General features: G+C 72.8%; 22 protein-coding genes. 11 read left to right on the plus strand and 11 right to left on the minus strand.

Translation table 11 applies throughout. The features are described from left to right. Positions 1–205 precede the first annotated feature (205 nt). From OG429_RS06730 to OG429_RS06750, 5 genes are read left to right on the plus strand one after another with little or no spacing between them, the layout of a single operon-like run. On the plus strand, positions 206–1,747 hold the full coding sequence (locus tag OG429_RS06730; RefSeq protein WP_328924374.1) for a sensor histidine kinase: 1,542 nt from the start codon (positions 206–208) through the stop codon (positions 1,745–1,747). Beyond that, positions 1,744–2,151, plus strand: coding sequence for a roadblock/LC7 domain-containing protein (locus tag OG429_RS06735; RefSeq protein WP_328924375.1), 408 nt, complete (start codon positions 1,744–1,746; stop codon positions 2,149–2,151). Before OG429_RS06730 ends, OG429_RS06735 begins: the two co-directional genes overlap by 4 nt. Further along, complete coding sequence (locus OG429_RS06740; RefSeq protein ID WP_328924376.1) at positions 2,148–2,507, plus strand: DUF742 domain-containing protein; 360 nt, start codon at positions 2,148–2,150, stop codon at positions 2,505–2,507. The genes OG429_RS06735 and OG429_RS06740 overlap by 4 nt, the downstream gene beginning before the upstream one ends. After that, a complete protein-coding gene (locus OG429_RS06745) occupies positions 2,488–3,108 on the plus strand; it encodes a GTP-binding protein (protein WP_328924377.1) in 621 nt (206 codons plus the stop codon). The genes OG429_RS06740 and OG429_RS06745 overlap by 20 nt, the downstream gene beginning before the upstream one ends. Further along, entirely contained in the window at positions 3,102–4,463 is a 1,362-nt protein-coding gene (locus OG429_RS06750) for a cytochrome P450 (protein WP_405681464.1), read from the plus strand. Before OG429_RS06745 ends, OG429_RS06750 begins: the two co-directional genes overlap by 7 nt. 7 nt (positions 4,464–4,470) lie before the next feature. On the opposite strand, the gene OG429_RS06755 is transcribed toward OG429_RS06750, so the two are convergent. The 5 genes from OG429_RS06755 to OG429_RS06775 form a co-directional block, all read right to left on the minus strand. Beyond that, positions 4,471–5,580 carry a terpene synthase family protein gene (locus OG429_RS06755; RefSeq protein ID WP_328924379.1) on the minus strand — a complete coding sequence of 370 codons (1,110 nt, stop codon included), beginning with the start codon at positions 5,578–5,580 and terminating at the stop codon, positions 4,471–4,473. A 2-nt stretch (positions 5,581–5,582) separates the two neighbouring features. Then, positions 5,583–6,503: a methyltransferase domain-containing protein gene (locus OG429_RS06760; protein WP_328924380.1), complete on the minus strand. Its 921-nt coding sequence runs from the start codon at positions 6,501–6,503 to the stop codon at positions 5,583–5,585. Between the two features lie 153 nt (positions 6,504–6,656). Further along, complete coding sequence (locus OG429_RS06765; RefSeq protein ID WP_328924381.1) at positions 6,657–7,085, minus strand: universal stress protein; 429 nt, start codon at positions 7,083–7,085, stop codon at positions 6,657–6,659. 9 nt (positions 7,086–7,094) lie between these two features. Continuing rightward, complete coding sequence (locus tag OG429_RS06770) at positions 7,095–8,564, minus strand: APC family permease (RefSeq protein ID WP_328930182.1); 1,470 nt, start codon at positions 8,562–8,564, stop codon at positions 7,095–7,097. Positions 8,565–8,714: 150 nt separating this feature from the next. Next, on the minus strand, positions 8,715–9,308 hold the full coding sequence (locus OG429_RS06775) for a histidine phosphatase family protein (protein WP_328924382.1): 594 nt from the start codon (positions 9,306–9,308) through the stop codon (positions 8,715–8,717). 70 nt (positions 9,309–9,378) lie between these two features. Here OG429_RS06775 and OG429_RS06780 point away from each other — a divergent pair, with 70 nt between their 5' ends. Beyond that, positions 9,379–10,089: a YoaK family protein gene (locus OG429_RS06780; protein ID WP_328924383.1), complete on the plus strand. Its 711-nt coding sequence runs from the start codon at positions 9,379–9,381 to the stop codon at positions 10,087–10,089. A gap of 121 nt (positions 10,090–10,210) precedes the next feature. Then, on the plus strand, positions 10,211–10,801 hold the full coding sequence (locus OG429_RS06785) for an RNA polymerase sigma factor (protein ID WP_328924384.1): 591 nt from the start codon (positions 10,211–10,213) through the stop codon (positions 10,799–10,801). On the opposite strand, the gene OG429_RS06790 is transcribed toward OG429_RS06785, so the two are convergent. From OG429_RS06790 to OG429_RS06800, 3 genes are read right to left on the minus strand one after another with little or no spacing between them, the layout of a single operon-like run. Next, positions 10,725–11,747, minus strand: a complete 1,023-nt coding sequence (locus tag OG429_RS06790; protein ID WP_328924385.1) for a MerR family transcriptional regulator — start codon at positions 11,745–11,747, stop codon at positions 10,725–10,727. The genes OG429_RS06785 and OG429_RS06790 overlap by 77 nt on opposite strands. A gap of 37 nt (positions 11,748–11,784) precedes the next feature. Further along, the gene (locus tag OG429_RS06795; protein WP_328924386.1) at positions 11,785–13,158 is read right to left on the minus strand and encodes a cryptochrome/photolyase family protein; all 1,374 of its coding nucleotides are present in this window, start codon (positions 13,156–13,158) and stop codon (positions 11,785–11,787) included. Beyond that, positions 13,155–14,753: an SDR family oxidoreductase gene (locus tag OG429_RS06800; protein WP_328924387.1), complete on the minus strand. Its 1,599-nt coding sequence runs from the start codon at positions 14,751–14,753 to the stop codon at positions 13,155–13,157. The genes OG429_RS06795 and OG429_RS06800 overlap by 4 nt, the downstream gene beginning before the upstream one ends. Positions 14,754–14,896: 143 nt before the next feature. Here OG429_RS06800 and OG429_RS06805 point away from each other — a divergent pair, with 143 nt between their 5' ends. The 4 genes from OG429_RS06805 (at position 14,897) to OG429_RS06820 (ending at position 18,713) form a co-directional block, all read left to right on the plus strand. Next, positions 14,897–15,424 carry an Lrp/AsnC family transcriptional regulator gene (locus OG429_RS06805; protein ID WP_328924388.1) on the plus strand — a complete coding sequence of 176 codons (528 nt, stop codon included), beginning with the start codon at positions 14,897–14,899 and terminating at the stop codon, positions 15,422–15,424. Then, positions 15,421–16,098 (plus strand): HAD family hydrolase, encoded by a 678-nt coding sequence (locus OG429_RS06810; protein ID WP_328924389.1) that lies wholly within the window; start codon positions 15,421–15,423, stop codon positions 16,096–16,098. The genes OG429_RS06805 and OG429_RS06810 overlap by 4 nt, the downstream gene beginning before the upstream one ends. A gap of 83 nt (positions 16,099–16,181) precedes the next feature. Further along, complete coding sequence (locus tag OG429_RS06815) at positions 16,182–17,564, plus strand: cytochrome P450 (protein ID WP_328924390.1); 1,383 nt, start codon at positions 16,182–16,184, stop codon at positions 17,562–17,564. Positions 17,565–17,624: 60 nt separating this feature from the next. Next, entirely contained in the window at positions 17,625–18,713 is a 1,089-nt protein-coding gene (locus OG429_RS06820; RefSeq protein WP_328924391.1) for an FAD-dependent oxidoreductase, read from the plus strand. A gap of 22 nt (positions 18,714–18,735) precedes the next feature. Here the strand turns inward: OG429_RS06820 and OG429_RS06825 are convergent, their stop codons facing one another. The 3 genes from OG429_RS06825 to OG429_RS06835 all read right to left on the minus strand — a co-directional run bounded on the left by OG429_RS06825 (position 18,736) and on the right by OG429_RS06835 (position 22,536). Next, on the minus strand, positions 18,736–19,557 hold the full coding sequence (locus OG429_RS06825) for a hypothetical protein (protein ID WP_328924392.1): 822 nt from the start codon (positions 19,555–19,557) through the stop codon (positions 18,736–18,738). Positions 19,558–19,743: 186 nt separating this feature from the next. Next, positions 19,744–20,610 carry an endolytic transglycosylase MltG gene (gene mltG, locus OG429_RS06830; RefSeq protein ID WP_328924393.1) on the minus strand — a complete coding sequence of 289 codons (867 nt, stop codon included), beginning with the start codon at positions 20,608–20,610 and terminating at the stop codon, positions 19,744–19,746. 63 nt (positions 20,611–20,673) lie between these two features. After that, complete coding sequence (locus OG429_RS06835) at positions 20,674–22,536, minus strand: ABC transporter ATP-binding protein (RefSeq protein ID WP_328924394.1); 1,863 nt, start codon at positions 22,534–22,536, stop codon at positions 20,674–20,676. Positions 22,537–22,542: the final 6 nt, after the last annotated feature.

The raw sequence follows: 22,542 nt of genomic DNA on the forward strand, positions 1-22,542 counted from the left end.
ACCGGGTCCTGGCTGCACGGACGCCGGTCGCGCACCACCGGGGCGGCCGGTCGGGAGCGCCGTCCGTTTCAGGTCAGGTCTCCCCACCCCCAACAACGGTTGCCCGTCCGCATCATGACCTGTTGTCAAGGGGCCACGCGCAGAGCAGATAAGATCCCGGGCTGTTGTCCAATGATCTTTCGCTTTCGATCGTTTGAGGGTTCTGATGGTTCGAGAGGGATCGTCGCCCGGCAGTCCAGGGCCCACCTCACCCGTCGTATGGGCACTGCCCGCCCTGCTGACCGCCGCACTGTCGGCGGTCGCCGTGGCACTGGTGTCAGCACCTGCCCGCACCCCCGTGGCCTGGATCGGCGCCGCGGCCTTCGTCGCCGTCGCGCTCTCCTGTGGTGAGGCCGCCCGGCGCGGCAAGGCCGTCACGGCGCTCCGAGCCAAGGTGGCCGCGCAGGACGAGGCCCTGTGGCGGCAGCAGGCCGAGACCGTACGGCTGGCCGAGACGCTGCTGCCCGATGTCGTGGCGCGCCTGCGCAAGGGTGAGTTCCCCGAGGACGTGCTCACGTCCCTGGAGGACCCCGGTATCTACCAACCCGGGCTGACCCCCGAGTTCAGGGCGGCCCACCACGCGGTGCTGCGCTCGGTTCTCGATGCCGTGGTCGCCGAGGAGGACCTGCGCGACTCCGCGCAACGGGCCTTCGTGAACATCGCCCGCCGCGTCCAGGCGATCGTGCACCAACAGGCACAGGAACTCCGGGAGATGGAGGACCGGCACGGCCAGACCCCGGCCGTCTTCGGCGATCTGCTGCGGCTGGACCACGGCACCGCGCTCATCGGCCGGCTCGCCGACTCCATCGCCGTGCTCGGCGGTGCGCGGCCCGGCCGCCAGTGGAGCAAGGCCGTCCCGCTGTACAGCGTGCTGCGCGGCGCCATGTCGCGGATCATCGACTACCAGCGGGTGGAGCTCCACTCCGTGTCCCAGGTCGCCGTCGTCGGCCCCGCGGTCGAGCCGCTCATCCACGCACTGGCCGAGCTGCTCGACAACGCGACCCGCTACTCCCCGCCGCAGACCAAGGTCCATCTGACCGCCGTCGACGTGAACTCGGGCATCGCCATCGAGATCGAGGACGGCGGCCTGAGCATGAGCGAGGAGGCCCGCAAGCGGGCCGAGCGCATGCTGCGCCAGGCGCAGGAGGGCATCGACCTCACCGACCTGGGCGAGACGCCCCGGCTGGGCCTCGCGGTGGTCGGCCGGCTCTCGCAGGCGTACGACTTCCGGGTCTCGCTGCGCTCCTCGGCGTACGGCGGCGTACGCGCCGTGCTGGTCATCCCGCAGGAACTGATCACCACCGTCTCGACCGCGACCGGCGTCGCCCATGGCATCGGTACGTCCTCGGGACCCCGTGCCGCCCTGGAGCCGACCGCCGCACCGCCGCAGCCGTCTCAGCCCGCGCAGCCGCCGCGCCCGGCCACGGGCCCGCGGCACGCCGCGAACATGGACATGGACGAGGTGCCCATCGTGACCGAGCGGGCACCGAACGGACTGCCGCAGCGGCGCCGCAAGAGCCGGGCGACGGCGTCGGCCGAGCCCGCGGCAGCCGAGCGGACCACCGCGGCCGCCCCGGACCAGACCGAAGCGCAGCCCGGCATGTGGCTGGCCGCCTTCCAGAGCGGCCTGTCCGGGGACAGCCAGGCCGGCGCAAGCCAGAACACAGACGTCTCGCCGGCCTCGGCGAGCAAGGGGGAACAGCCATGAGTCAGCAGCAGACCAATATGGACTGGATGCTCAAGGACCTGGCCGAGAGCGTTCCGCAGACCCGGCACGTCATCGTGCTCTCCGCCGACGGCCTGCGGATGGCCCAGTACGGGGCGGAGACCGACACCGCCGACCGGCTCGCCGCCGCGTGCGCCGGACTCCAGAGCCTCGCCGGCGCGGTCGCCTCCGAACTCCCGAACAGCAACGGCCGCATGCGTCTGGTCGTGATCGAGATGGACGGCGGGTTCTTCTACCTGATGGCGGCCGGCGCCGGCGCCTACCTCGCGGTGCTGGCGAACGAGGGCGTCGACGCCGGGCTGATGGGCCAGCGCATGCGTGACCTCGTGGCGCGGATCGGAGAGCACCTCAGCAGCCCGCCGCGCAGCGACAGGCAGACCGCGTGAGCGACCCGGGCAACGGCTGGGAAGACGGCAGCCCCGAGCGGCTGTACGTCATCACGGGCGGTCGCAGCGGACCGTTAGTTCCCACCCGCCTCGACCTGGTCACGCTCATCGTCGCCAGGTCGGGGCCCAGGCCCGGCATGCAGCCGGAACACGCGGCCATCATCCGGCTGTGTCAGGCGCCCCTCTCGGTGGCCGAGATCTCCGCGTATCTCGGCCTGCCGGTGAGCGTGGTCACCGTACTGGTCGACGATCTGATCACCGCGGGCCAGGTGCTCTCCCGCGCACCCGTCGCCCGCGCCCAACTCCCCGACCTGGCACTGATTGAGGCAGTCATCGATGGACTTCGAAAGCTCTGAGCGGCCCGCCGGGCCGCGGCGCGAGGACGTACTGCCGGCCACGGCCGCCGCCGCGGTCAAGGTGGTGATCGTGGGCGGCTTCGGGGTCGGCAAGACGACCCTGGTCGGCTCGGTGAGCGAGATCCGGCCCCTGACCACCGAGGAGACGATGACCCAGGCCGGGGTCGGCGTCGACGACACGGCGGGAGTGGAGCGCAAGAGCTCCACCACCGTGGCCATGGACTTCGGCCGGATCAGCATCAACGAGGAACTGGTGCTGTACCTCTTCGGCACCCCCGGCCAGCAGCGTTTCTGGTTCCTCTGGAACGGCCTGTTCGAGGGCGCGCTGGGCGCGGTGGTCCTGGTCGACACCCGCCGGCTGGAGGTCAGCTTCGACGTGATCGGCCGGCTGGAGGAGCGCGGGGTGCCCTTCGTGGTCGCCGTGAACTCCTTCCCCGACGCGCCCGAGCACCCTGTCGAGGACCTGCGCAGCGCCCTCGACCTGCCCGCTTCGGTACCGCTGGTGCTCTGCGACGCCCGGCGGCGCGAATCCAGCCGTGACGTCCTGATGACGCTGATGCGCTATCTGCACTCCCTCGCCGTGACCCCGGAGGCATCGTGAGCACCACCCCGTTCCCCGCAGCTTCCACTCCGCCGCCGGGCTGCCCCGCACACCGGCTCTACGGCCCCGAGGCCGAGGCCGATCCGATGGGGCTGTACGAGAAGCTGCGTGCCGAGCACGGCGCGGTGGCCCCCGTCCTCGTACAGGGCGACCTGCCGGCCTGGCTGGTGCTCGGCCACCGCGAGAACCTGGACGTGGCGCGTACGCCGTCCCGGTTCTCCCGGGACCCGCGGCGCTGGCGGGACATGCAGGAGGGCAACGTCCCCGCGAACCATCCGCTGACCCCGATGACCGCGTGGCAGCCGGTGTGCCACTTCGTCGACGGCGCCGAGCACGAGCGGCTGCGCGGGGCGCTCACCGACTCCCTCGAGCGCTTCGACCGGCGCGGCGTACGGCGGTACGTCAAGCGCTTCGCCGACCAGCTGATCGACGGTTTCGCCGAGTCCGGGCGGGGCGATCTCGTCGCCGACTTCGCCGAACCGCTGCCGATGCTCGTCATGACCCAGTTGGTCGGGGCTCCGGACTCGTACGGACCGCGGCTCGTCGAGGCCGCCCGCGACATGATCCGGGGCACCGCGACGGCCGTCGCCAGCAACGAGTACGTCACGGCCACCCTGCGGGAACTCGTCGCGGCCAAGCGGGTGGTGCCCGGCCGGGACTTCACCACCTGGATGCTGGAGCACCCGACGGCGCTGAGCGACGAAGAGATCGTGGAGCACCTGCGGCTGGTGATGATCGCGGCGTTCGAGTCGACCGCCAACCTCGTGGCGAACACGCTGCGCCTGGTCCTCACCGACCAGCGCTTCCGCGCGAACCTCTCCGGCGGTCACATGACCCTGCCCGACGCGCTCGAACAGGTCCTGTGGGACGAGCCCCCGTTCACGACGATCCTGGGCCGCTGGGCCACCGGCGACACCGAGCTCGCCGGGGTGCACATCAACGCCGGGGACATGCTGCTGCTGGGCCTCGCGCCCGGGAACGTCGATCCCCAGATACGTCCCGACCAGACGGTGCCCGTCCACGGCAACCGCTCGCACCTGGCCTTCAGCAGCGGCCCCCACGAGTGCCCCGGCCAGGACATCGGCCGGGCGATCGCGGACACCGGTATCGACACCCTGCTGACGCGGCTGCCCGATCTGGAACTGGCCGTGCCCGAGGACGGACTGCGCTGGACCTCGTCCCTCATGTCCCGCCATCTGGTCGCGCTTCCGGTGAGGTTCACACCGCGCGGCACCTCGGTCACGGCCGCCACGCGCGCGCCCGCGCCTGTGGCCGCGGCGCCGGCCGCTCCTCTGCCCGAGGAGCGGCCAGCGGTGCGGGCCTCGTGGTGGGCCCGGCTGCTGGGCCGCCGCTGACGACGGATCAGGCGTCGAGCTGCTGCCACCACCAGGCGAGAGCCGGGACCGGCGGCGGCTCGACGCTCGCGTCGCTGGGCGTGTCGCTCCGGACGATGTCGAACCGGGCGCCGTCCACGGGCAGGGCGTTGCGGTTGCGCGGGCTCGCGTAGCGCGGCGCCCTGCTGTGGTATTCGAGGTCGCCCGCGATCCAGTGCTCCAACGAGCGCAGATAGCGGCCGAGTTGTTCGCTCGCCCCCCGGCCGATCTGCTCGCGGAGCCGGACGAACAGGGTCACCGTCCGGTCCCGCAGGGCGTAGGCGGCGGGAAGCGCCTCGGCCGGGGTGCAGTCGTGCAGCCGGGCCAGGACGTTGATCAGGTTCTGCTCCCAAGGGACCATGTGGTCGTCCTTGTTGTACGAGAACAGGTCGTTGTCGCAGCTGACGATGAACCCGGCGGCGTCGGTCAGGGCCTGGACGGGGGCCGAGTACAGCTCGTCGCCCGGCACGTCGATCCCGTTCGCCACGTCGCACCACGTGAGGGTGAACCGGGTGCCGTTGCTGGAGATCCGCTTCGCCACGAAGTCGTTGAGGCTCGGCATGATCTCGCGCTCGGCGTTGGCGGTCTGCCAGGTGGCGCCGAACACCCAGTCCCGGATGCCCTCGGTGAAGCGGCGCAGCTGAATGGGGGTGAGCATGTCCCGGGTCCGGGCCGCGAGGTCCTCCAGCGCGGCGGTGTGCGGGCTCGGCGGCAGCAGGCCGGAGCCGGGTGCCTCGACGGTGCGGATCAGCCGGGCGCCGTGGTCCGCGACGGCCGCCGTGCCCGCCGAGCCGGTGTTGGAGTCCTGCCAGTCGTCGGTGGCGAAGGCCCAGTAGTTCCACTGGGCGAACAGCACCATCGGTTCGACGTCGCCGTGGGGGATGATCCGGCTGGTGAAGTCGGCGCTGTGGGTGGCCAGCCCCCACGCGCGCTCGGTGGCGTCCGGGTAGAGCCCGAACCTGTCGATCCAGGCGATGGCCCGCTTCTCGATCTCGTCCACAGCGGGGTGGACGAGGCCCTGCTCGAACGGGCAGTGGAACGGCGGCAGTTCCCATCCGATGCGGGAGGGGTGCGTGGCCTCCTCATAGGCGGGCGGCATGATCAGTTCCCCCCGCCGAGCCGGAAGAGCAGCAGCCGGGTCTCCAGCGCGTGGTCGCGCCAGATCCGGAACAGCTTGCCGTGCGTGATCGTCGACTCCTGGAGCCGCTCCCGGCACCAGGCGGCCGGCGTGACGACGGTGCCCGCCTGCTCGATCCGGTCCAGTTCGGCGGTGTTCCAGGCCATGGACTGCACCCAGAACTCTGCGACGCGGTCGGTGACGTCCTCGTCCTGTTCCAGCTCGAACCCCGCGGCCTCGGCGGCGGTAATGTACTCGGTGAGGGTGCCCAGGCGCGTCTTGTAGTAGCCGTCGATGAACTCGGTCCACTCGGGACGGCAGATGAAGTGCTCCTGTATCCCGAACCAGCCGCCCGGTTTCAGCGCCTTGGCGACGACCTGGAAGAGCCGCTCGCGGTCCATGTAGCCGGAGCTCTCGTTGGCGTAGGCCGCATCGAATCTTCTGCCGGTGGTGAAGCCGTGGACGTCGGCGAGGAGCGGGGTGACCCGGTCGCCCACGCCGGCCTGACGCGCGAACTGCTCGATGACCGGGACGTGTTCCGCGGCGACGGTGAGGCCGGTGACGGACGCGCCGTGCTCCTGCGCCCAGTAGAGCGAGCCGCCGCCGACCCCGCAGCCGATGTCGAGCAGGCGGGCGGGCGGGGTGGCGTACGCGCCCCACGTCCGTGCGGCGTGCTCGACTATCGCCTCCTGCGACTCGACTATGCGGCGCTTGAGCACCCGCTGGGACACCGTGGTGTTGGGTGTCGATCCCGGGGCGAAGAGCCCCATGTGGAAGTGGACGCGCGGTCCCGGCCCGTACTTGTGGAGGATGTCCGCCGTCTTGCGGCTGTAGTAGAGGGGCACTTGCCTCTCGTCGAATGCCTGGCCACCAGTGTGGGGCTGGATGACGAGGTTGCTGTCCATCAGTTCTCCGGTCATGCGGTCGCGTGGGGGTGTTTCTCGGCCGCCCCACTCTGCCCAAGAGTGATCAATAAAACGCCTCAATCACTTAGGTCTTGAGCATAGTCACACCTGAAATAGCCACATTCCCGGCACAGTTGGACTATAGTGTCCGCCTCATTCGGGCGCTCCGCCCTCCGTCGGTACGCACAACACCGGTACCGGAGACAGGTGCAGGAGTTTGTGCGGGGTGGAGCCCAGCAGGGCGCCGCGGATCGGACTGTCGCCCCAGGTGCCGACGATGACGACGCGGGCGCCGTGGCGACGGGCCGCGTCGAGCAGCGCCTGCGCGGGCTTCTCGTCGACCAGCTCCACCGTCGACGGCACACCCGCTTCGTCGGCCGCCTCGACCGCGTGCGCGAGGGCGCTGCGGCCCGCCTGGCGGACGGCTTCCCGGTGGGTGCGGGACTCCTCACCGGTACTGCCCGGAGCGGCCGCTCCGTAGACGAGGACGAGCGGCTCGCCGAAGGCGGCGGCCACCTCCAGCGCCACCTGCAGGGCGCGTGCCGCGCCGGGTGACTCGTCGTATCCGAGGACGACGGACATCGGGACTCCTCAGTGCTTCCCGGCGTGGACGAGGGCCGGGTCGACCACGCCTCGCCGCTCCTGCCAGAACCTGCCGTCCCGTACCCGCCAGAAGCACATGACGAGCACGCCGACGACGGCGATGCCGATCCCGATGACCAGCGGCGGGCCGAGCCCGAACCAGGAGACGCCGCTGGCCGAGTTCTCCGGGTCCGACATGTCGCCGATCGACTCCACCAGCAGCCAGATCAGCAGGAAGGCGCCGACCACCGGGCCCACCCCGATGAGCAGGAAGTTGTGCGGGCTCTCCAGCAGGTGGCGGCGGTAGTAGACGGCGCAGGCCAGGCCGGTGAGCGCGTAGTAGAAGGCGATGAGCAGGGACAGCGCGGTGAGCGAGTCCAGGAGCGCGTTCTCGCTGATCTGGTTGACGACGAGGTACCAGCCGATGGCGATGCCCGCCACCCACCACGTGCTCACGTCTGGTGTCCGGAACCGCTGGTGGATGTGCGCGAGCGGCGGTGGCAGCGCGTGCCGACGGGCCATGGACAGGGCCGTGCGGGAGGCGGGGATGATCGTGGTCTGCGTGGAGGCGAGCGCGGAGGTGCAGACGGCGAGGAGCACCACCCAGTCCCAGCCGCCCATGACCTCGTGGGCGAGCACGGCGAAGATGGCCTCCTCCTCGGCCGCGTTCTCGGCGAGGAAGGCGGTGCCGGCGTACCCGACGACCGCGAATCCCACGGACAGGTAGGTCACCAGAAGGATCACGGTCGACCAGATACCGGCCTTGCCGGGCGCCGTTGCGGAGTTCTCGACCTCCTCGGTCAGATTGACCGCGGACTCCCAGCCCCAGTACATGAACACGCCGAGCAGCAGTCCGCCGGTGAGGGCGGCGCCACCGGCGCCGAAGGGGTTGAGCCAGCTGAGCGAGGGCTCGATCTCTTCGAGGGTGCTGGTGCCGGCGTAGATGCGGTAGATGGCGACCACCGCGAAGGTCAGGAGGAAGAAGACCTGGGCCAGGATGAGGATGTCCTGGAGGTGGGCCGAGAGCTCGGTGCCGATGACACAGATCGCGGTCATGGCCAGGATCACCGCGACGGTGAGGCTCTGCCGGATCACTGCGTTGGCCGCCCAGTCGTCGAGCCCGAAGGCGAGCAGCCCGAAGTTGACGGCGACGTCCGCCAGCGAGCCGATGACCAGCACGCCCGTCATCGCGATCGCCCAGCCTCCGAGCCAGCCCGCCCAGGGGCCCATGGCCCGGGCGACCCAGGAGAAGGTCGTCCCGCAGTCCTGGTCGACCTTGTTGAGGTAGTAGAAGGCGGCGGCGATCAGCAGCATGGGCACGAAGGAGGCCAGCATCACGCCCGGAGCGTAGATCCCGACGAGCGCCACGATCGGCCCGAGGACGGCGGCGAGGGAGTAGGCGGGCGAGGTGGAGTTCAGGCCGATGACGAGCGCGTCCAGGAAACCGATCGCGTTGGCCTTGAGCCCCGCATCGGTCATGGGCCCCGCGTTGTCCGCAGGCCCGCTCCGCGGTCCGCCGCCACCGCCCGCACCACCCGTGTCGCCGGTGCCGTCCGCACCGCCCGCACCGTCGTCGGCCATGTACGCATCCTCGCCCGCGCCCGGCCGCCGCGCGAGGCGGAATGCCCCCTACGGGCGGATGTTCCAGCCCGCGATCACCGGAAGCCCGTGCTCCGTGGAGAGGACGCTGACCGTGCCGGTGCGCAGCAGGAACAGCCTGCCGTCCGCGGGGTCCAGGCCCAGATAGCGGGCGGTGAGCACGCGCAGGAAGTGGCCGTGGGCGACGAGTACCGCGTTGCCGCCGTCGGCGCGGAGCACCGGGGCGACGCGGGCCAGGGCGCGGTCCGCGCGGGCGCCCACCTCCGCGGCGCTCTCGCCGGGGTGCGCCGCGTCACCGGGCGGGACGCCATGGGTCCACAGGGACCAGCCGGGCGTGCTCCGCTGGATCTCCGCGGTGGTGACGCCCTCGTAGCCGCCGTAGTCCCACTCGCAGAGGTCGGGGTCGGTGACCGCGCCGGTGAGCCCAGCGAGTTCGGCCGTGGCGACGGCCCGGCGCAGCGGGCTGGTCAGCACCAGCGCCGGGTGGCGGTCCAGGAAGAAGGGAGCGAGGGAGACGGCCTGCTCGACCCCGCTCGCGGTCAGCGGGACGTCGGTCCGCCCGGTGTGCCGCCCGTCGGCGCTCCACGCCGTCTCCCCGTGTCTCACCAGCAGCAGGTCGCTCATCCTCCGGACCCTAAGCCCTCCGGCATGTCGGTGCCGGAGCACCGGGGCGGGCGTGTCACTGTCGGGCCTCATGAACGAGGGTGCGCATCCGGTGCGTCCGTCCCTGGCCGGGCTGATGATCGTCCTGACCGCGGTCACGGGGCTGATCGAGGCGGTGAGCCTGCTGGCCCTCGGGCCGGTGTTCACCTCGATGCAGACCGGCAATGTGCTCTTCCTGGCGTTCGGGCTCGCGCGGCAGGGCAACCTGCCGGCGCTGTCGGCCGCGGCCTCGGTGATGGCGTTCGCCGTCGGGGCGATGTGCGCGGCGCGGATGGAGTCGGCCTCGGAGGCCCGGGGATGGCGCTGGGCCGAGCTCGGCCTGTACGTGGAGGCCGCGCTGATCCTGGCCGGTGCGGCGACCGGATGGGGTGTGGCGCCGCGTTTCGGGCACCCGAGCGCCGAGCATCTGGCGGTGACCGGGATGCTGGCGGCGGCGATGGGCATCCGGACGGTGACGAGCATGCGGGTCGACGTGCCCGGCGTGCCGACGACCCTGATCACCCGGTCCCTCACCGCGCTGATCGGCAGCTCGGCCCTGGGGCATGACAGCGCCTTCGGGTACGGGACGGGAGCCTGGGCGCGCCGGGCCGGGGCGGTGCTGGCGATGTTCGCGGGCGGGCTGACCGGGGCCCTGCTGATCGGCGCCGGGTGGACGGTGGGCGCGCTGCTGCTGCCCGCGGCGGCGGCGGTCCTCGCGGTGGGCCTGAGCCACCGCGCCCTGCCGCTGCGGCACAGTGCCTAGTCTTTCCCGGAGCCCGTCCGGAAGTCCTTTCCAGGAGTCCGTTCCGGGAGTCCTTCCGCGGAATATCGATGCGGAAACGATGCGACTTTGACCGCCCCGCCGCGGCGACGAGGCTCGGGCCATGGACGACAACGGGCCCGAAAGGCTCGACGAACGCGTCGCGGCCGGTTTCGTGGCCGGCGCGGACGACTGTGTGGAGACGGTCTACCGGCGCTGGCGGCCGCTGGTCCACGCCCTGGCCCGGCGTGCGCTGGGCGACGAGCGGGAGGCCGAGGACGTGACCCAGCAGGTCTTCCTCGCCGCCTGGCACGGCCGCCACGGCTACCGGCCGGGACCCGGCGGGCTGGGTGCCTGGCTCACCGGGATCACCCGGCACAAGGTGGCCGACGCACTGCGGGCACGTACCCGTCGGGCCGAGGCGGCCGCCGCCGCGCGCGCCTGCCACGACCTGGCCCCGTACCCCGGCACGGCGGCACGGCCGGAGCTGGAGCCCGAGCGGGTCGTGGACCGGGTGCTGGTCCTCGGGGAACTGGCCCGGCTGCCATCGGCCCAGCAGCGGGTGATGCGCCTCGCCTTCTACGGGGACCTGACGCAGTCGCAGATCGCGGACCGCACCGGACTGCCGCTGGGCACCGTCAAGAGCCATATGCGGCGGGCCCTGCACGGCCTGCGCCGGTCACTGGAGGCGCGTCCGCCACCGGCGCGGCGATGACCTCCAGGCCCGAGCGCAGTCCGAACAGCCGCTCGGTGCGCGGGGCCTGACTGCCCGCGCCCCAGCCGGGTCCCGCGAGCAGCACCGTCGGGTGGCCCCGGGCGCCGCGCAGGCCCCACTCGATGCCCGCGGCCGAACGGGCCAGCGCCGCGTCCGCGGTGGTCCGGGACTGGGACCACAGCACGAGGGCCCGCGGTCCGGTCCGGCGTACGGCGTCGCGCAGGGCGCCCGGGGGCAGGTCGGCTCCGAACATCCTCACCGGCACGCCCCGTTCGCCGAGGGCCGCGGCCAGCGCCTCGATCGGCAGGCTGTGCTGCTCCCCCGGCACGCACGCGAGGAGCACCGGTGGGACGTCCGGGTGCGATGGCGTCCGGACCGGCCGGATCCGGCGCAGGGCCGAGGAGACGTGCCAGGAGAGCAGGTGCTCCACCTCCACGTATCGCTCCCCCGCCGTGGCCCATTTGCGGCCCACCGCGTGCAGGGTCGGCGCGATGACCTCCTCCCACGCGGTGACCAGGCCGTGTTCCGCGAGGGCGGCGTCCAGCAGATCCTCCACGGCCGGCGCGTCCAGCCGTACGGCGGCCCGTGAGAGCCCTCTGCGCTGCTGCCGGACCTCCCCGAGGGGAAGCGAGCCCGGGCCGCCCGGGTCCGGACCCGCCGTGCGGGCATCGGCGCGCGCGGCGGCTTCGTCCCGCACGGCCCGGGCCGCCTCGGCCGGGGGCACGCCCCGCGCGGTGAGCCGGCACATCAGTTCCAGCCGGGCGATGTCCTGCGCGGTCCAGCGGCGGTGGCGCCCGCCTTCCCGGTGGGCCGGGCCGATCGCGTACCGGCGCTCCCAGGAGCGCAGCGTGGTCGGCGAGACCCCGAGGCGCCGGGCGACGGCGCCGGTGCTGAGGCCGGCGGCCGGAAGGTCCTGCGGTGGTTCGGGCTGCGGCACGGACGGCACCCGCCCACGATACGACGGGTGGCCGGCGCGCGAGGGCTCAGCCGGTCCCGCGCCCCCGCCGGAAGCGGTCGAGGCCGTCGGCGAGCTCCACCACCGGGTCCGGGTAGTCGTACCGCGCCCGTTCCAGGCCCTGCAGCCGCCACGGCTCGTGCACCTGCGGGGCGGGGAGCCCGGCGAGCTCCGGCACCCAGCGGTGGACGTAACGGCCCTGCGGGTCGTACCGCAGGCCCTGCCGGACGGGGTTGAGCACCCGGTTGGGGCGGGTGTCGGTGCCCGTGCCCGCGGTCCACTGCCAGTTGAGCTGGTTGTTGGCGAGGTCCCCGTCGACCAGGAGGTCCAGGAAGTGGCGCGCCCCGGTCCGCCAGTCGACGTACAGCGTCTTGGTGAGGAAGCTCGCGGCGAGCAGGCGGCCGCGGCCCGGCATCCAGCCCTCGTGACGCAGCTGGCGCATCGCGGCGTCCACCACCGGGTAGCCGGTGCGGCCCTCCTTCCAGGCCTCGGTCTCCTCCTCGGCGGCCGCGCCGGTGCGCCACCGGTCCTGCCGGGCGCGGTAGTCCTCGGCGGCGGCCTCGGGGCGGGCGGCGAGGACCTGGTGGTGGAAGTCGCGCCAGCAGAGCTGCCGGACGAAGGCCTCGGCGCCGGGCCCGCCCGCGGCACGGGCCCGGTGGACCGCCTCGGCGGCCGAGAGGGTGCCGAAGTGCAGGTGCGGGGAGAGCCTGGAGGTGGCGTCCCCGGCCAGGTCGTCGTGGGTGTCCTCGTAGCGGGTGATGCCGGAGCGCAGCCAGTTCGCCAGGAGCCGGCGGGCCTCGGTCTCGCCGCCGCGGGCCAGGCCCGGGGAGACGCCGGTGAGGGCGCCGCGCACGGGCAGCGGCTCGGAGCCGACGCCTTCGGGGAGCCGGACGGTACGGGGCGCCGCGGCGACGGGCCGCGGCGGCAGTTCGGCCCAGCGGCGGAAGTACGGCGTGAAGACGGCGAAGTGGTCGGAGCCGGCGGGCAGGACGGCTCCGGGGGCGACGGCCGTGACCACCGTGTCGTGCACATGGAGCCGGCGGCCCTCGGCTTCGAGGGCGGTGCGCAGCCGCTCCTCGCGGGCGTGGGCGTAGCCGCTGACCCCGGCGGCCATGTGCACCTCGTCGGCGTCGGTCTCCCGTACGAGTGCGCAGACCTCCCGGACGGCGTCCCCGGAGCGGATCACGAGGCGGCCGCCGCGCTCGCGCAGTCCGGCGTCGAGGTCGGCGAGGCAGTCGGCGAGGAAGGCCTGGCGGTTGGGCGGGGCGAATCCGGCGGCCGCGAGGGCGCGGTCGCGGACGAAGAGCGGGACCACCCGGTCGCAGGAGGAGAGGGCCGCGCGCAGCGGCGGATGGTCGTGCAGGCGCAGGTCGGAGGTGAACAGGACCACCGCTACGTTCATGGCTCTCGCTCCTCGTCGGGCTGGGGAGGACGGCTGTCGTGCGGTACTTCGGCCACGGGGGCCCCGCCGGATGCAGGAGATGCGGGGGATGCATGAGACGGGAGGCCATCGGCCGTGTCCGGACGTTCGGCGGCGCGGGCGATGTTGCGGGCCATCCCGCCGAAGACCACGGCGTGGAAGGGGGACACGCTCCACCAGTACATGTGGCCGAGCAGTCCGTGCGGGTGGAACAGCGCCCGCTGCCGGTAGCGCGCGCGACCGCTCTCGGGGCAGGGGTCCACGTACATCTCCAGCCAGGCCAGGCCGGGCAGCCGCATCTCGGCGCGCAGGCGCAGCAGCCGCCCCGGCTCGATCTCCTCCACCCGCCAGAAGTCGAGGGAATCGCCCACGCGCAGCCGGGTCGCGTCGCGGCGGCCGCGGCGGATGCCGACCCCGCCGACGAGCCGGTCCAGCCAGCCCCGTACGGACCAGGCCAGCGGGAAGGAGTACCAGCCGTTCTCCCCGCCGATGCCCTCCACCACCCGCCACAGCGCGCCGGGCGAGGCCTCGACGGCCTTCTGCCGCCGGTCGGTGTAGAGGCTGCCGCCCGCCCAGTCAGGGTCCGTGGGCAGCGGGTCGCTGGGCGCGCCCGGCACGGAGGCGGAGGACCAGCGGGTGGTCACCTCGGCTTCCCGCACCCGCCGGAGGGCCAGCGACAGGGCCCGGTCGACCCCGATCGGCGTGCCGGGCGGGTCAGGAACGTGGCGCGCGATGTCGTGCTCCGCGCAGACCACCTCGTGGCGCAGTGATTCGGCGAGCGGCCTGGCCAGCGCCCGCGGTACGGGGGTGACCAGGCCGATCCACAGGCTGGACAGGCCGGGGGTGAGCATCGGGACGCGCAGGATGAGCCGGTGGGGCAGCTCGGCGACGGCGGCGTAGCGGCGCATCATCTCCTCGTACGTGACCACGTCCGGGCCGCCGATGTCGAAGGCCCGGTTCACCTCCGGCGGCATGGCGGCGCTGCCGACGAGGTAGCGCAGGACGTCGCGCACGGCGATGGGCTGGCAGCGGGTGCCGACCCAGCTGGGGGTCACCATGACGGGCAGCCGTTCGGTGAGGTAGCGCAGCATCTCGAAGGAGGCGGACCCGGAGCCGATGATGACGGCGGCACGCAGGACGGTGGCCGGTACGGGACCGGCGAGGAGGATCTCGCCGACCTCCGCTCGGGATCGCAGGTGCGGGGAGAGCTCGCGGACGGGGATGCCGGTGGGGGTGAGCCCGCCGAGGTAGACGATGCGGCGGACGCCGGCGCCGTGGGCCTGCTCGGCGAAGATGCGGGCGGCGGCGCGGTCGCGCTCCTCGAATCCGGAGCCGCCGCCGAGGGCGTGCACGAGGTAGTAGGCCACGTCGATGCCTTCCAGGGCCTCGGCCACAGACCGCGGGTCGGTGGCGTCGCCGCGGACGGTCTCGGCCTGTCCGGCCCAGGGGTGGTCGCGGAGTTTCTCCGGGGACCGGGCCAGGCAGCGGACGCGGTGTCCGGCGCCCAGGAGCTCGGGAACGAGCCGGCCTCCGATGTAGCCGGTGGCGCCGGTGACCAGGCAGTTCAGACCTGACATGGCTCGCTCCGCTCGTGGATCCGGTTCCGAGTGCCGACCAGAACACAGTCGCCCCTCGCACCCGGGAGTGCCATGCGGGCCGCCCCGCGGTTCACCCGCCTCGGCAAGATCCGGGTGAACCGGGCCATTGGTACAGTCGCGGCATGGCGGTGGACGAGCTCGACACCAGAATCCTGCGCCTGCTGATCGAGCAGCCGCGGACCAGCGTCCGCGAGTACGCCCGGATCCTCGGGGTCGCGCGGGGCACCCTCCAGGCCCGTCTGGACCGGCTGGAGCGCACCGGGGTGATCACCGGGACGGGGCCCGTCCTCTCGCCCGCCGCTCTGGGGCATCCGGTGCTGGCCTTCGTACACATCGAGGTGACCCAGGGGCATCTGGACGACGTGGGTGACGCGCTGGCCGCCGTCCCCGAGATCATCGAGGCGTTCTCGATCACCGGTGGCGGGGATCTGCTGACGCGGGTGGCCGCCCGGGACAACGCGCATCTGGAAGACGTGATCCAGCGGCTGATCCAGCTCCCGGGCGTGGTCCGCACGCGCACGGAGGTGGCCCTGCGCGAGCGGGTTCCGCACCGGCTGCTGCCGCTGGTCGAGTCCGTGGGACGGGCCGCCCGCACGAGCCGACAGCATGACCGGACAGGACAGGACCGGCAGGACGGGCGCAGCGGATGATCTCCGTCATATTCGATCTCGACGGCACCCTCGTGGACAGCGAGCCGAACTACTACGAATCGGGACGCCGCACCCTCCGGCAGCACGGGGTTCCCGATTTCACCTGGGAGGAACACTCCCGGTTCATCGGCATCGGCACCCTGGAAACGCTGGAGACCCTGAAGGACCGGTACGGCATCCGGGCGCCGGTCGAGCAGCTGCTCGCCGAGCAGAACGCCGCCTACCTGGAGCTGGCCCGCGCCGGGACCGAAGCCTTCCCCGAAATGCGGAAGTTCGTGGAGCGGCTGCATGCCGAGGGCGTGGCGATGGCGGTGGCCTCCGGCTCCTCGCGCGCGGCGATCGACGCGGTGCTGGCCGGCACCGGGCTGGACGCCCTGCTGACGACGGTCGTCTCCGCCGAGGAGGTCGCGCACGGCAAGCCCGCCCCGGACGTGTTCCTGGAGGCGGCCCGCCGGCTGGGCGCCGGCCCCGCCGACTGCGTGGTCGTCGAGGACGCGGCCCCGGGCGCGCTGGCCGCCCTCGCCGCGGGCATGGACTGCGTGGCGGTCCCGTACGTGACGGACACCGCGCACGATCCGGCCTTCGCGACCGCCGGGCTGCTCTTCGCGGGCGGGCAACGGGAGTTCACCGCGGCCGCGGCGTACGACTGGCTCGCCGCGCGCGTGGCCACCTGACCCGTCGCGGCACTCGCACGGGGATCGGCGAACGGCGCGGCGACGCTCTGGCGCCCGGTCCCGACGGCTGCCACCATGCCTGCGTGACCGCCACCACGCTGCCCCGGGGTGCCGGGCACGGGCCGCGTCCATGGCCCCTGCTCGGGAATCTGCCCGCCTTCGCCCGTGACCCGCTGGCCTTCTTCGAGTCCCTGCGCGACGAGTACGGCGACTGGGTGCCGTGGTCGCTGGGCCCGCAGCGCAATGTGCTGGTCTCACGGCCCGAGCACGTCGGTGAGCTGCTCGGCGCCGTGGAGGGCACCTTCAAGCCGATGGAACTGGGCTGGGCCTTCCACCAGTTGCTCGGCGAGGGGGTGGTCGTCGCCACCGGCGACGACTGGCGGCGCAAACGGGCCCTGGTCCAGCCCGCCGTGCGGCCGCGCCAGGTCCGCTCGTACGCCGCGACGATGGTGGAGTGCGCGGACGCGCTGGCCGGCGGCTGGGCCGAGGGCGAACGGATCGACGTACACCGGGAGATGGCCGGACTCACCCAGCGGATCGCGGTGCGCACGCTGTTCGGGAGCGACGCCGCCGGCCGGGAGGCGCCCATCAGCGCGGCCATGGCCACGGCCCAGCGGGAGCTGGGAGCCGAGTTCCGGGGGCTGACCCTGTTCCTGCCGCCGTGGGTACGGACGCCCGGGCGGCGCCGGATGCGGGAGGCGGTGGCGGTCCTCGACCGCGAGATCGCGCACGTCATCGGCGAGCACGAGGCGGCCACGGCGGCCGGGGCCGAGCGCGACGACCTGCTGAGCCGGCTGCTCGCCGCCCGCGACGAGCACGGCGCCCCGCTCTCCCGCAAGCAGCTCCGGGACGAGTCGATCACCCTCTACATCGGCGGCCACGAGACCACCTCGACCACCCTGACCTGGGCCTGGCAGCTGCTGTCGGGGGCGCCCGAGGCGCGGGCCCGGCTGACCGAGGAGCTGGACCGGGTGCTCGGCGGACGGCTGCCCACGTACGACGACTACGACCGGCTGCCGTGGACCCGGCAGGTGGTCAAGGAGGCGCTGCGGATCTATCCGCCGATCTGGCTGATCTCCGCGGTGGCCGTGGAGGGCGCGAGCATCGGCGGGCGGCCGGTTCCCGCGGGGACGGCGGTGTGGACCAGCCCGTGGTCGATGCACCGGGACGAGCGCTGGTTCCCGGGTCCGGAGGACTTCCGCCCCGAGCGGTGGGACGCGGACGCCCCGCACCCGGTGCCGGAACACGCCTGGTTCCCCTTCGGCGGCGGCCCGCGGGCCTGCCTGGGGGCGCGGTTCGCGCTGGTGGAGGCCGCGCTCCTGCTGGCGGTGCTGGGGCAGCGGTTCCACCTGGACAGCGGGAGCGGGCGGGCCGCGGTGTTCCCGGGGCTCACCCTCCAGCCGGCCGGGCCGGTCCTGGCGACGCTGCGCCGCCCGGGCCGGCCCGGTGGTGGCCGCGGCCGCTGACGCCCTGAGCCGGCAGACGGCCGCGGGAAGATCCCGCAGCCGTCGCGAGTTGGTAGAACCGTGAACAATGTGACGTGGAACGTGGACGTGGCGGTCATCGGCGCTGGACAGGCCGGCCTGTCCAGCGCGTACCACCTGACGCGGGCGGGGATCGACCACGTGGTCCTGGACCACGCGCCCCGACCGGGCGGGGCCTGGCAGTTCCGCTGGCCCTCGCTCACCTACGGCAGGGTCCACGGGATGCACGCCCTGCCCGGCATGGAGCTGACGGGCGCCGACCCGCTGCGCCCGTCGTCCCAGGTGATCGGGGAGTACTTCGCCGCCTACGAGGAACACTTCGGCCTGCGCGTACGGCGCCCCGTGGACGTGTCGGCCGTACGCGAGGGGGACGCCGGACGGCTGCGCGTGGAGACCTCGGCCGGGGACTGGTCGGCCCGGGCCCTGATCAACGCCACCGGGACCTGGGACCGGCCGTTCTGGCCACGCTACCCCGGCCAGGAGACCTTCCGGGGCCGCCAACTGCACACGGCGAACTACCCGGGGCCCCGCGAGTTCGCCGGGGCCCGGGTGATCGTGGCGGGCGGCGGCACCTCGGCGGTGCAGCACCTGCTGGAGATCTCCGAGGTGGCCGCGGAGACCACCTGGGTGACACGGCGGCCCCCGGTCTTCCGCGACGGGAGCTTCGGCGAGGCCGAGGGCCGGGCGGCGGTGGCTCTGGTGGACGAGCGGGTCCGCCGGGGACTGCCGCCGCACAGCGTGGTGAGCGTGACCGGGCTCCCGCTGAACGAGGCCGTCCGGGCCGGGCTGGCGTCGGGAGTGCTCGACCGCCGACCCATGTTCGACCGGATCACCGCCACCGGTGCGACCTGGGCGGACGGCAGTCACGTGGACGCGGACGTCATCCTGTGGGCCACCGGCTTCCGCGCGGCCGTCGACCACCTGGCGCCGCTCCGGCTGCGCGAACCGGGCGGCGGCATCCGGATCGACGGGACCCGGGCGGTGCGCGACGAGCGGGTCCACCTGGTCGGCTACGGCCCGTCGGCATCGACGATCGGCGCCAACCGGGCGGGCGGAGCCGCGGTCCGCGAGATCCGCCGCCTCCTGGACGGCGAGCGGGCGGGCGAGCCGGTCGCAGCCCCCGTGGGCTGAGCCCGCTGCGGGACCCTCAGTCTCAGTCGGCCTCCTGTTCGTCGATGGGGAAGATCCGGTCCGGGGCGCCGCCGGCCGCGCGGTCCTCCCGGGTCGGGTACACCCAGCCCATCCCGTCGCGCACGGCCAGAACGGGATCGGTCCAGTTCTCGGTGTCCTCCGGGACGAGGATGCGCGTGGTGCCCCGCTCCGCGTCGTGGATCAGGAGCGAGACGATGTTGTACAGCTGGGAGCCCATGGGGCCGAGCCCCTGCTCGGGGTGATCCTTCGGGCCCTCTATCCGGATCGTGAAGAAGCGCTCGTCCACCCAGAAACCGCCCTTGTCCAGCCACTGGCCCTCCCCCACGCGGACGCCGTCCACCCAGAGCCGCGCTTCGGCCGGGTGGTCGCGGAACAGGAGCACCGACCGGTGGTTGTCGCCGTCGGCGAAGGTCACGTCGATCTCCCGCTTGGACCAGCAGTCGATGAAGCTGCTGCACGCCCCGGGTATCCCTCCGTACCGATAGCTCGCGAGCTTTTCGCCCGGCGGTACGACGGGATCCTGACTGCAGATCTCGGCGAAGCGGCAGGCCCGGTCGACACGCCGGGTGCAGCCGAGCCCCATCGCCGCGATGTCGCGCGCCGCGGCCTGCGAGAGCAGTTCCCCCAGCCGTTCCACGTACCGTTCCTCGCCGACCAGGGCGGTCAGTTCGACCTCGTCGAACCACCAGTGGATCAGGTCCACTCCGACGGGGGAACGCGCCAGCCAGCCCTGCCACTCGACCGCGCTGCGACCCCACCGTTCGACCATGCGCTGGTGTCCCGCCCGCTCGGCTGCCGCGGCGGCCTCCGCGGCAGCGTCCATGCGCTGCTGAATGCGCTTTCCGATCGACTCCGCGTCGAACGCGAGCTCGCCCGTCGTTTCCGCGCTCGTTTCCGCGCTCGCTTCAGCCTTCGTTTTCGCTCTCCATGGCCATTTCACGGTTCGCCCCCTGGGTCCACGCACTCGGCAGGCCGCCGATCGTAGAACCGTCACGGGGTCGACCGCGCCTCATTTCCCGGTGGCAGCCCCCTGGCCTGCGCGGGAACCCGCTTGGCCCCGGAGCCGGTTGAAGTCGGCCACGTGTTTGCGGTGTTCGTCGTAGGTCACCGAGAAGCGGGTGTCGCCCGGTTTGACGGTGACGAAGTAGAGCCATTTGCCGGACGTCGGTGCGACCGCTGCCGCCATGGCGTGCAGGCCGGGGCTGTCGATCGGGGTGGGCGGGAGCCCCTGGCGCTCGTAGGTGTTGAAGGGGCTGTCGATCCGGGTGTCGCTCAGCCTGGTGTCCACCGTGCTGCGGTTCAGCGCGTAGTTGATGGTGGAATCCATCTGGAGCGGCATCGACTTCGCCAGCCGGTTGTGCACCACCCGGGCGACCTTGCCCATGTCGGCGGGGCCGTCGGCTTCCGCTTCGATGATGCTGGCCAGGGTGGCCGTCTGGTACGGGGTCATCCCGTGGGCCTTGCCGCCGTCCGCGACGGCCTGGGTGGCGAGGTTCCGGTTCGTCGTCTGCACCATGTACGCGAGGAGCCCGCCCGGGGTGGTCTTCGAGGTCACCGGGTAGGTGGCCGGGAAGAGGTAGCCCTCGGGGTTCCCCTTCGCCTCGGCGGGCAGGGCCAGGCCGGCGGTGGGCACGGCCGCCTTGGCCGAACCGGCCGGGAGCCCCAGTGCGCGGTCGATCGCCGCGTACACCTGTGGTGCCCGCCATCCCTCGGGGATCACCAACTGACGTGGCTTCTCCGGCTCTTCACCGCCCTGCAGCAGCGGGATCAGGACTGCCGCCCCGATCGCGACCAGCGTGCCGAGGAAGAGCAGCGCCAGCCGGCCCCGGCGGGTGAGCCGGGAACGACGCCGTGGCGGCCGGTACTCATGACGCATGCGGGAAAGCTAACCCGCACATCAACCTATTTCCGACAACCACTCGGCGCGCCGGTCGTACGGTCACACATTCACCGGAGCGAGCTCGGCGTCCTGCACCGCCGTCGGCGGCGGCTGCGCCGCGTCCCGGTCGCGGCGGACCAGGGCCGCGTACCGGCCGTCGGCCTTCAGCAGTTCCTCGTGGGTACCGCGCTCGGCTATCCGGCCCGCGTCCAGGACCACGATCTGGTCGGCGTCGCGGACGGTGGAGAGGCGGTGCGCGATGGTGATGGTGGTACGGCCCTGGGAGAGGTTGTCGATGGCCCGCTGGACGGCGTGCTCGGTGCGCGTGTCGAGGGCGCTGGTGGCCTCGTCGAGGATCAGCACCGGCGGGTCCCGCAGGATGGTGCGGGCGATGGCGAGGCGCTGCTTCTCGCCGCCGGAGAACCGGTAGCCGCGCTCGCCGACCAGGGTCTGGTACCCGTCGGGCAGGGACTCGATGTGGTCGTGGATCTGGGCCGCGCGGGCCGCTTCGGTGATCTCCTCGTCCGTCGCGTCCGGCTTGGCGAAGCGCAGGTTGTCCGCGACCGAGGCGTGGAAGAGGTACGTCTCCTGGGAGACCACGCCTATGGAGCGGGCCAGCGAGTCGAAGTCGAGGTCGCGCACGTCCACCCCGTCGAGGGCGACCCGTCCGCCGGTGACGTCGTAGAGCCGGGGCACCAGGTAGCTGAGCGTGCTCTTGCCGGAGCCGGTCGGGCCGACCACGGCGAGGGAGCCGCCGGCCGGGACGGTGATGTCGATTCCCGTGAGGGTCGGGCCGCTCCGGGCGTCGTACGCGAAGTGCACGTCCTCCAGGCGGATCTCGCCCTTGGCCCGCTCCAGGCGCACCGCGTCCTCGCGCTCGGTGATGTCCACCGGCAGGTCGAGGTACTCGAAGATGCGGGCGAAGAGGGCGAGCGAGGTCTGGATCTGCACACCGGTCGACAGCAGGCTCACGGCGGGCCGGAACAAGCCCTGCTGGAGGGTGACGAAGGCGACGAGGGTGCCGACGGAGAGCGAGGGGGCGCCCGTCTGGAGGGCTATGCCGGCGGCCCAGTAGATGAGCGCGGGCATGGCCGCCATGACGATGCCGATGGTGGACATCCGCCAGCGTCCGGCCATGCTGGAGCGCACCTCGAGGCCGACGAGCTTCTCGGACTCCTCCGAGAACGCGGACGTGAGGGACCCGGAGCGGCCCATCGTGCGGCCCAGCAGGATGCCGCTCACCGACAGCGACTCGGTCACGGTCGCGGCCATGGCGGCCATCTGCTTCTGCCGCTGCGTGGTGATCTTCTTCCGCTCGCGGCCGACCCGTCGGCTGATCCACACGAAGACGGGGAGCAGGAGCAGCGACACCAGGGTGAGCCGCCAGTCGAGCGCGAGCATGGCGACGACGGAGGCGATGACGGCCGTCAGGTTGGAGACGAGTGAGGTCGCGGTGGAGGTGACGGTGGCCTGCATGCCGCCGATGTCGTTGGCTATGCGGGACTGCACCTCACCGGTGCGGGTCCGGGTGAAGAAGGCCAGCGGCATCCGCTGGAGCTGGGCGTAGACGGCGGTCCGCAGGTCGTGCATGACGCGCTGGCCGACCGTGGTGGAGATCAGGGTCTGGAGCACGCCGAAGACGCTGGTGACGACCGCCGTGAGGATCATGCCGAGGGCGAGCAGGCTGAGCAGCCCGGTACGGCCCTCGGGGATCGCGACGTCCAGGATCTCCTTCAGGAGGAACGGCGAGGCGACGCCGACCAGCGAGGAGGCGGCGACCAGCAGGCCGACTACGGCGAGGCGGCCGCGGTAGGGCCGGAAGAGGCCCATGATGCGGCGCAGCTCGCGCGGCTGCTCCGCCGGGGCGGGCCGGTCGGGGTCGAGGGGGACTTTCGATGGGGTCCAGTTCGGTTCGTCGCGCATGGGCAC

The sequence above is a fragment of the Streptomyces sp. NBC_00190 genome, assembly GCF_036203305.1.
GTDB lineage: Bacteria > Actinomycetota > Actinomycetes > Streptomycetales > Streptomycetaceae > Streptomyces.